The sequence below is a fragment of the Leisingera sp. F5 genome, from assembly GCF_001593695.1.
Genome location: NZ_LUKH01000011.1, coordinates 205,537 through 214,385 on the forward strand (window position 1 = coordinate 205,537; position 8,849 = coordinate 214,385).

7 protein-coding genes are annotated in these 8,849 nt (G+C 61.7%); 3 read left to right on the plus strand and 4 right to left on the minus strand.

Features of this window, described 5'->3' with window-relative positions:
• Positions 1–24: 24 nt before the first annotated feature.
• From A2I95_RS10160 to coxB, 4 genes are all read right to left on the minus strand, one after another.
• On the minus strand, positions 25–612 hold the full coding sequence (locus tag A2I95_RS10160; RefSeq protein ID WP_291729649.1) for a cytochrome c oxidase assembly protein: 588 nt from the start codon (positions 610–612) through the stop codon (positions 25–27).
• Entirely contained in the window at positions 612–776 is a 165-nt protein-coding gene (locus tag A2I95_RS10165; RefSeq protein WP_291729650.1) for a cytochrome C oxidase assembly protein, read from the minus strand. Before A2I95_RS10165 ends, A2I95_RS10160 begins: the two co-directional genes overlap by 1 nt.
• Before the next feature lies 1 nt (position 777).
• Positions 778–1,719, minus strand: a complete 942-nt coding sequence (gene cyoE / locus A2I95_RS10170; RefSeq protein ID WP_027259849.1) for a heme o synthase — start codon at positions 1,717–1,719, stop codon at positions 778–780.
• Positions 1,720–1,815: 96 nt separating this feature from the next.
• Positions 1,816–2,661 (minus strand): cytochrome c oxidase subunit II, encoded by an 846-nt coding sequence (gene coxB / locus A2I95_RS10175; protein ID WP_291729651.1) that lies wholly within the window; start codon positions 2,659–2,661, stop codon positions 1,816–1,818.
• 198 nt (positions 2,662–2,859) lie between these two features.
• Between coxB and tldD the strand changes: the two genes are divergently transcribed.
• The 3 genes from tldD to topA all read left to right on the plus strand — a co-directional run bounded on the left by tldD (position 2,860) and on the right by topA (position 8,511).
• Complete coding sequence (gene tldD / locus A2I95_RS10180; RefSeq protein WP_291729652.1) at positions 2,860–4,281, plus strand: metalloprotease TldD; 1,422 nt, start codon at positions 2,860–2,862, stop codon at positions 4,279–4,281.
• Positions 4,282–4,520: 239 nt separating this feature from the next.
• Positions 4,521–5,702 carry a DNA-processing protein DprA gene (gene dprA / locus A2I95_RS10185; protein ID WP_291729653.1) on the plus strand — a complete coding sequence of 394 codons (1,182 nt, stop codon included), beginning with the start codon at positions 4,521–4,523 and terminating at the stop codon, positions 5,700–5,702.
• A 196-nt stretch (positions 5,703–5,898) separates the two neighbouring features.
• A complete protein-coding gene (gene topA, locus A2I95_RS10190; protein ID WP_291729654.1) occupies positions 5,899–8,511 on the plus strand; it encodes a type I DNA topoisomerase in 2,613 nt (870 codons plus the stop codon).
• Positions 8,512–8,849: the final 338 nt, after the last annotated feature.

The window sequence follows — 8,849 nt, forward strand, 5'->3', positions numbered from 1 at the left end:
TCAAGTGTCCCTCACCAAAGCGGCCTAGTTCGTGGTTGAGCCTGCCCCGGTGTTATCCCCGGTGTCGAGGGCGGCATAGCCCTCGGGCAGATCGATTTCATGAAACGTGTACGAAAGCGTGATCGTATGCACGTATTTTGCGTCCCGGTCTTCAATGATTTCGGGATCGACAAAGAAGGTCACAGGCATCTGCACCCGCTCCCCCGGCTGAAGCACCTGCTCGGTAAAGCAGAAGCAGTCTATTTTTTCAAAGAACCCGCCGGCCTGATAAGGCGTCACATTATAGGACGCCTGCCCCGCAACGGGGCGGTCGGTCGGGTTGTAGGCCTCGTAAAAGGCCAATCCGGTTTCACCCAGCTTGATCTCCATCTCGCGCTGAGACGGTTTGAACTCCCACGGCATGCCGCGCTGTTTGGAGCCGTCAAAGCGCACCGTGATGGTCTGATCCAGAACAGTATCGGACCCGGCATTGGCCACCTGGGTGACGCCGCCGAACCCGGTGACCCGGCAGAACCAGTCATAAAACGGAACCGAAGCCCACGAGAGGCCGCCCATCAGGACAACAACGCCCACCAGCTGGACAACGGTTTTCTGCGGCCCCTGCAGCGCCATCAGTTCTGCTCTCCCTGGGCGTCCGGGAATTTGAAAGTGGCCGAGGTCACCTTGACCATGGTCAGCGCCATCACCAGCACCACAAAGGCGCCCAGCAGGATGCCGACCCCTTTGTTGAGGCCAGAGCGGCGCTTGTGGATCTCATGTTCTTTGCGCAAAGCCATCTTACCAGCCTCCCAGTCCGTAGGGCTTCAGCAAAGCTTCCGCCAGGATCGCACCGAAATGCAGGAACAGGTACAGCAGCGACAGTTTGAAGAAGCTCCGTTCGACCTTGAAGTTGTCCGCCTCGGAGTCGTCTTCATCGCGGCGGGTTATCTTCCAGGCGCCGTGCAGGAACAGCGCGTTCATGACCAGCGCCGCGGCCAGATACAGCGGGCCGCCGATACCCGAGAACGCGGTGCCAACGGCCAGAACAGCCAGCAGCGCAGTGTAAACCAGGATATGGACGCGGGTGGCGCGGCGGCCGTGGGTCACGGTCAGCATCGGCACGCCGGCATCGTCATAGTCCGAGCGCATGAACAGCGCCAGCGCCCAGAAATGCGGCGGCGTCCACATGAAGGTGAGCAGGAACATCAGCCAGGGCTCAACCGACATGGTGCCGGTGGCGGCGATCCAGCCGATCACCGGCGGGAAAGCCCCCGCAGCGCCGCCGATCACGATATTCTGCGGCGTCGCGCGCTTGAGCCACATGGTGTAGACCACCACGTAAAAGAAAATGGTGAAGGCCAGGAAGGCGCCGGCAAAAACATTGGCGGCCAGCGCCAGCATGATCACCGACAGGCCCGACAGCGCCAGACCCAGCGCCAGCGCCTCGCCCGGCTCGACCTTGCCGGCCGGGATCGGGCGGCCCCGGGTGCGCTTCATCACCTTGTCGATATCGGCGTCCCACCACATGTTGAGCGCACCGGAGGCACCGCCGCCGATGGCGATGAACAGGATGGCACAAAAGCCGATGACGGGATGCACACCCACTGGCGCCGCCAGCAGCCCGACCAAAGCGGTGAACACCACCAGCGACATGACACGGGGTTTCAGCAGGGCGAAGTAATCGCCGAAACTGGCCTCGTCCTCATATGCCCGGCTTGCGTTGATGCTTGCGTCGCTCATCTTGGGTCCTTTGGCAGCAACAGGTGCGCAAAGCTGCGCACCCTGGTCTTTTCACTATACCCTATGAAGCTCCCTCAAGCTTCACAAAGCCAGTTCTCAGTTGGAGGCGACCTGGTAGGCCTGCGGCAGACCCGCGTATTCTGCCTTGGCGCCTTCCAGCCAGGCGTCGTATTCTTCCTGGGTCACGACCTTCACGGTGATCGGCATATAGGCGTGGTCCTTGCCGCACAGCTCAGAGCACTGGCCGAAATAGATGCCTTCTTTACCTTCGTCGACGTTGAACCACAGTTCCGCCAGACGGCCGGGAACCGCATCCTGCTTCACGCCAAAGGCCGGGATGGTCCAAGAGTGGATCACGTCAGCCGCCGTCACCTGCATCACAACAGTCTTGCCCGAGGGCACCACAACTGCCGTGTCGGTGGCCAGCAGCCACTCGTCTTCGGCATAGCCGTTTGCAGCCAGTTCTTCTTTCGGCAGCAGGAAGCTCTCAAAACCAAATTCGTGGTCAGTGTATTCATAGCCCCAGTACCACTGGTAGCCAGTCACTTTGATGGTGATGTCGGCCTTTGGGATTTCCTGCTGGGCAAACAACTGCGGCAGCGAGAAGGAACCGATGAACACCAGCACCAGGATCGGGATAATGGTCCAGGCGATCTCAACCGGGGTGTGGTGGGTGAACTTGGCCGGGGTCGGATTGGCGCGCTTGTTAAAGCGGACAATAGCGTACAGCATCAGGCCGGCAACAAAAACACAGATCACGGTAATGATCACCAGGATCATGTAATCCAGTTTCTGCAAGCCATCCGCCAGCGAGGTCGCCGCCGGCTGGAAGTTCAGGCCGCCGTCAACCGGCTTGCCAATGGTTTTCAGACCTTCTTGCGCCATTGCCGGAAGGCTTGAAAGGCCGGCGAAAAGGCCCGAAAGCATCAAAGCGTTTTTCATGTTCTGTCCTGATCGGTTGATCGCATTGTTCCTGCGGCAGCACGAAATGCGGGGGAATCGATTGATTCCCACAAAACGCACCTGCCCCGTTGTCTTTGACGCTGGTTAAAATCATATTCGGGGACACAGATAAAGAGGCAGCCAAGCGTCAAACCGTCGCTTTCTTGATTTAGATCAAAAAAATCCGAGGACCGTGCCATGGAAAACCCAGCCTTCCGTCCCTTTGAAACCGCGCTCCCCGAGGATGAGGCCCTCGCCAGCTTGCGCGATGCGCTGAATGGTGCGGAGGATGGCGAGATCTTTGCAGAGCGCCGCAAATCCGAAGCGCTGTCCTTTGATGACGGGCGGCTGCGCAGCGCCAGTTATGATGCCTCCGAAGGCTTTGGCCTGCGGGCGGTGAACGGTGATGTGGCCGGATATGCACATTCCACCGATGTCTCCATTGCGTCACTGAAGCGGGCGGCGGAAACGGCCAAGCTGGCGGTTGGCGAGGGAGGCGGCACCTATTCGGATGCGCCGCAGGCGACCAATGCCAAGCTGTACACCGATGCCGACCCGATCAGCGCCATGCCGTTCCCGGTGAAGGTAGAAACCCTGCGCGATGTTGATGCCTATGCGCGTGATCTGGATCAGCGCGTTGTGCAGGTATCCGCGTCTTTGGCCGCCTCGCTGCAGGAAGTGGAGATCCTGCGGGCGGACGGAACGCGTGTGTGCGATATCCGCCCGATGGCACGGTTCAACGTTTCGGTGATCGTCGAAAAAGACGGCCGCCGCGAAGGCGGCTCGACCGGGGGCGGCGGGCGGCTGGGGCTTGACGGGCTGGTCGATCCTGAACATTGGCAGGCCCAGGTGCAGGAGGCGCTGCGGATCGCATTGGTCAACCTGGATGCGGTCCCTGCCCCGGCGGGCGAAATGGATGTTGTGCTTGGCCCCGGCTGGCCCGGCATCCTGCTGCACGAGGCCATCGGCCACGGGCTGGAAGGCGACTTTAACCGCAAAGGCTCCTCGGCCTTCGCCGGCCTGATGGGCCAGCAGATTGCCGCCAAGGGGGTCACCGTGCTGGATGACGGCACCATTCCCGACCGGCGCGGTTCGATCACTGTGGATGACGAGGGCACCCCCAGCCAGAAAACGACGCTGATCAAGGACGGCGTGCTGGTCGGCTTCATGCAGGACCGCCAGAACGCGCGGCTGATGGGGGTCTCTCCTACCGGCAACGGGCGGCGCCAAAGCTACGCCCACGCGCCGATGCCGCGGATGACCAATACCTATATGCTCGGCGGCGAGGCTGATCCGGGCGATCTGGTGGCGGGAATCAAGGACGGCATCTGGGCTGTGGGCTTCGGCGGCGGCCAGGTGGACATTACCAATGGCAAGTTCGTGTTCTCCTGCACCGAGGCCTATAGAGTTAAGGACGGCAAGGTCGGCGCACCGGTCAAGGGTGCCACGCTGATCGGCGACGGCGCCACCGCGCTGAAACAGATTCGCGGGCTTGGCAACGACATGGCGCTGGACCCCGGCATGGGCAATTGCGGCAAGGCGGGCCAATGGGTGCCGGTCGGCGTCGGCCAGCCTTCGGTGCTAATGGGCGGCCTGACGGTGGGCGGCTCAGCGGCCTAAGGCAGCGCAAAATTTCGATAAATCCATGTTTTGTCCCTGAAAAACCGGGCCGGAAGCCAATGTTTCCGGCCCGGTCCGCTGTCAGGCACACCGCCGCCGCCCGCCGGTGAACTGCATTTTTCCATTTAATCTGGCTGCTTAGGATAATTTTCGGGAAATTGGCCAAAAACATTCTGACGTTCACCACCTGTTAACCCCCTTAAGGTTAATTCTGGTTCTGCAAACAGGCGGAGCTGCGGATGACTGAAGAAGCACATTCTTCCACTCACCCCCCACTCCCACCCACCACGGAAGATACCCGGTTTTCCTGGCTTCGCCTTTTGCGCTCTAAACGGGTCGGCCCGGTGACCTTCCACCGGCTGCTCGCCGAATATGGTTCAGCGCAGAACGCGCTGGATGCGTTGCCCGAAGTGGCACGTTCCGCAGGTATCAAAGGGTATGAAACATGCCCTGCCAATGCGGTAGACGCTGAAATTAGGACCGCAAAAGCCGCCAAAGCGCGGCTTTTGTGCTTTTCTGATCCCGAATACCCCGAACTCCTCAGGAGCCTGAAAGATGCGCCGCCGCTGTTGTGGGCTATCGGCAACCTTGCCGCGCTGCAGCGTCCGATGATTTCCATGGTCGGCGCCCGCAACGCTTCCTCCCTGGGGCTGCGCATGGCCAGATCGCTGGCGCAAAACCTGGGTGAGGCGGGCTATACCGTCGTCTCCGGCATGGCCCGCGGCATCGACACCGCCGCGCATCAGTCAGCGTTGCAAACAGGAACAATTGCCATTCTGGCTGGCGGCGCCGATGTGATCTATCCGGCAGAAAATGCACGGCTTGCCGAAGACATTACCGGAACCGGGCTGCGCCTGTCAGAGCAGCCCATGGGCAAGACACCGCAGGCCCGGGACTTTCCCAAACGCAACCGGATCATTGCCGGCATGGCCCGCGCCGTTGTGGTGGTGGAGGCGGCCGCCAAATCCGGCAGCCTGATCACCGCAAGGGATGCGCTGGATTACGGGCGCGAGGTTCTGGCGGTGCCCGGCCATCCCTTTGATGCGCGCAGTTCGGGCTGCAACAGGCTGATCCGTGACGGCGCTATGCTGATCCGCAATGCTGCCGACGTGCTGGAGGCGCTGCCGCCGCAAAGCCAGTCTCAGGAAGATGCGCCTGCAGCCGAAAACCCGCAACAAGCCCTGGCCGGCCTGCCGCCGCCGCCGCCAGAACGGCGCAATCTGGCACAAACCAATGCCCTGCATCAGCAGATCCTCGGCAGACTAGGCCCCTCCCCCACGTCTGAGACCGACCTGCTGCGCGATCTCTCCTTGCCGCCGCAGCAGCTGGCCCCCGCGCTGACCGATCTGGAGCTTGAAGGCGCAATCCGGCGCCAGCCGGGCGGGCTGCTGTCCAAGGCCTTTCCCGAGGAAAAAGACTGACCCTGCGCGCATCGTTTTGCCCCTGCCCGCCTCCCCCGGACTGCAGGAACAGGCTGCCGTGAACCGTTGGAATACTACCGTTAACGGCCTGTTCCCGGCCCCGCCCATTGAACCTGGATTGACAATCTCCCCTTGCGCCCCACATCCTGCGCCGCCATAGAACCCGCAGAAGCGGTCCGAAGAGGTTACAGAATTTATGCCAGTAGTCGTTGTCGAATCCCCGGCCAAAGCAAAGACAATCAACAAATATCTTGGCTCCAACTATACGGTTCTGGCGTCTTACGGGCATGTGCGCGACCTGCCGGCCAAGGATGGTTCGGTTGATACCGAGGCCGATTTCGGCATGACCTGGGAGGTCGGTAATGATTCCCGCAAGCACGTCAAGGCAATCGCCGACGCGCTGAAAGAGGACAATGCGCTGATTCTCGCCACTGACCCTGACCGCGAGGGAGAGGCGATCAGCTGGCACTTGCAGGAGGCGCTGACCAAACGGCGTTCGATCAAGAAAGACACCGCGGTCAGCCGGGTGACCTTCAACGCGATCACCAAGGAAGCGGTGACCGAAGCGATGCAGAACCCGCGCGAAGTCGACATGCCGCTGGTCGAAGCCTATCTGGCCCGCCGCGCGCTGGACTATCTGGTGGGTTTCAACCTGTCGCCGGTTCTGTGGCGCAAGCTGCCGGGCGCGCGGTCCGCAGGCCGGGTGCAATCCGTTTGCCTGCGCCTGATCGTCGAGCGCGAGATGGAGATCGAAGCCTTCAACGCGCAGGAATACTGGTCGGTGCGGGCTCAGATGGCGACCCCGCGCGGCCAGGAGTTCGAAGCCCGCCTGACGGTGCTGGGCGGCGACAAGCTGGACAAATACAGCCTGAAGACTTCCACCGCTGCCGAACTCGCAGTGCAGGCCGTGGCTTCGCGCCAGCTGTCGGTGCTGTCAGTCGAAGCAAAACCCGCGGCCCGCAACCCCTCTGCCCCGTTCATGACCTCGACCCTGCAGCAGGAAGCCAGCCGCAAGTTCGGCATGGGCGCCCGCCAGACCATGAACGCCGCGCAGCGCCTGTATGAGGCGGGCCACATCACCTATATGCGGACCGATGGCATCGACATGGCGCCCGAGGCAGTGCAAGCCGCCCGTGCCGAGATCGAAACCCGCTACGGCGCTGAATATGTGCCCTCCTCGCCGCGGATCTATAAGAACAAGGCGAAGAACGCCCAGGAAGCGCACGAATGTATCCGCCCCACGGATATGAGCCGCGATGCGGCCAGCCTGAAAGTCACCGACGACGATCAGCGCAAGCTGTATGATCTGATCTGGAAGCGCACGCTGTCGTGCCAGATGGAAGGTGCCCGTCTGGAGCGCACCACCGTCGATATCGGCTCGGATGACAAACAGGTGGTGCTGCGCGCCACCGGCCAGGTGATGCTGTTTGACGGTTTCATGCGCGTCTATGAAGAAGGCCGCGATGATGTGGCTGACGAAGATGACAAGCGTCTGCCGCAGATCATGCAGGGCGAAGCACTGAAATTTGCGTCTTCGCTGGCCACCCAGGCTGACAAGGCCGGCAAAGAGGCCTCCGTGCTCTCAGAAGACGGCGCTGTGCTGGCGCTGCAGCACCACACTCAGCCGCCGCCGCGCTATACCGAGGCGACACTGGTCAAGCGGATGGAAGAGCTGGGCATCGGCCGCCCCTCGACCTATGCTTCCGTGATCACCACGATCCAGGACCGCGAATATGTCCGCAAGGACAAGAACCGCCTGTTCCCCGAGGACAAAGGCCGGATCGTCACCATATTCCTGCTGAATTTCTTCCGCAAATACGTCGGCTATGAATTCACCGCCAATCTGGAAGAAGAACTGGACGACGTCAGCGCCGGCCACGGCGACTACAAGGAATTGCTGGGCAAGTTCTGGCGCGATTTCTCGGCTGCCATTTCGGAAACCTCCGAGCTACGTATCACCGAAGTGCTGGATGTGCTGGACGCGGCACTTGCACCGCAGCTCTATCCGCCGCGCGAAGACGGCACCGACCCGCGCGTCTGCCCCAAATGCGGGGCGGGCCAGCTGCATCTGAAAACCTCGCGCACTGGCGGGTTTGTCGGCTGCGGCAATTACCCGGAATGCACCTACACCCGTCCCATCGCCGGCGAAGGCGCGGATGGCGACGAGCGCCTGCTCGGTATGGACGGTGAAGATGAGATCCATCTGAAAGCCGGCCGCTTTGGGCCCTATGTGCAGCGCGGCGAAGCAACGCCCGAGAACAAGAAGCCGCCGCGCGCCAGCCTGCCCAAGGGCTGGAGCAAGGACGATATGGACTTGGCAAAGGCGCTGACCCTGCTCAGCCTGCCGCGCCAGATCGGCGATCATCCCGAAGGCGGTGTGATTTCTTCGAACTTCGGCCGCTTCGGCCCCTATCTGATGCACCAGCTGCCGGAAGAGGAAAAACCGGTTTACGCCAACCTCAAGGATCCGAATGACGTCTTTGAAATCGGCATGAACCGGGCGGTGGAATTGCTGGCAGAAAAACGCGCCAACCCGGGCCGCCGTGGCAGCCGGGCTGCAGCCAAACCGCTGAAGGAGCTGGGGGATCACCCGGACAGCGGCGGTGCCATCAATATCATGGACGGGCGGTACGGGCCGTATGTCAAATGGGAGAAGGTCAACGCCACCCTGCCCAAGGACGTGGAGCCCAAGGACGTGACCATGGAGATGGCGATGGAGCTGATTGCGGAAAAATCCGCAAAAGGCGGCAAGAAGAAAACCGCGGCCAAGAAAAAGGCAGCCCCAAAAAAGGCCGCCGCCAAAGACTGACACCCAGCGGCATGGATCTAGACGGGGCGCTCCCGCCGGTTCCAGGCACATTGACATGCGCCCTCACCGTTGGGCCCGGCGCCGCTAACGCGGCGCGGGCCATGTCGCGCGCGCTTCCTTCTCTGTTCTGCAGCGGGTCAAGGGCGGCTCTGCCGCCGCGTCAGCGGCTTGCCCTTGACCCGCTGCAGAACAGATACACTCTCGCGAACGACGTGTGTGGGTGGCGCCTGCATTGCAAGCGTTTTCTGCAGTGATCGCGGCGGTCTGTCAGTACCGTCGTGTGTCCGGCCTGTTTACGCAGCCAGTGTTGAGGGCTGCTGGCCTTCCCTCTCGGCGAT

Excerpts from the sequence above, each read along its gene's own strand:
- A2I95_RS10160 (WP_291729649.1), bottom strand. The coding sequence starts at position 612 with ATGGCGCTGCAGGGGCCGCAGAAAACCGTTGTCCAGCTGGTGGGCGTT.
- A2I95_RS10165 (WP_291729650.1), bottom strand. The coding sequence starts at position 776 with ATGGCTTTGCGCAAAGAACATGAGATCCACAAGCGCCGCTCTGGCCTC.
- cyoE (WP_027259849.1), bottom strand. The coding sequence starts at position 1,719 with ATGAGCGACGCAAGCATCAACGCAAGCCGGGCATATGAGGACGAGGCC.
- coxB (WP_291729651.1), bottom strand. The coding sequence starts at position 2,661 with ATGAAAAACGCTTTGATGCTTTCGGGCCTTTTCGCCGGCCTTTCAAGC.
- tldD (WP_291729652.1), top strand. The coding sequence starts at position 2,860 with ATGGAAAACCCAGCCTTCCGTCCCTTTGAAACCGCGCTCCCCGAGGAT.
- dprA (WP_291729653.1), top strand. The coding sequence starts at position 4,521 with ATGACTGAAGAAGCACATTCTTCCACTCACCCCCCACTCCCACCCACC.
- topA (WP_291729654.1), top strand. The coding sequence starts at position 5,899 with ATGCCAGTAGTCGTTGTCGAATCCCCGGCCAAAGCAAAGACAATCAAC.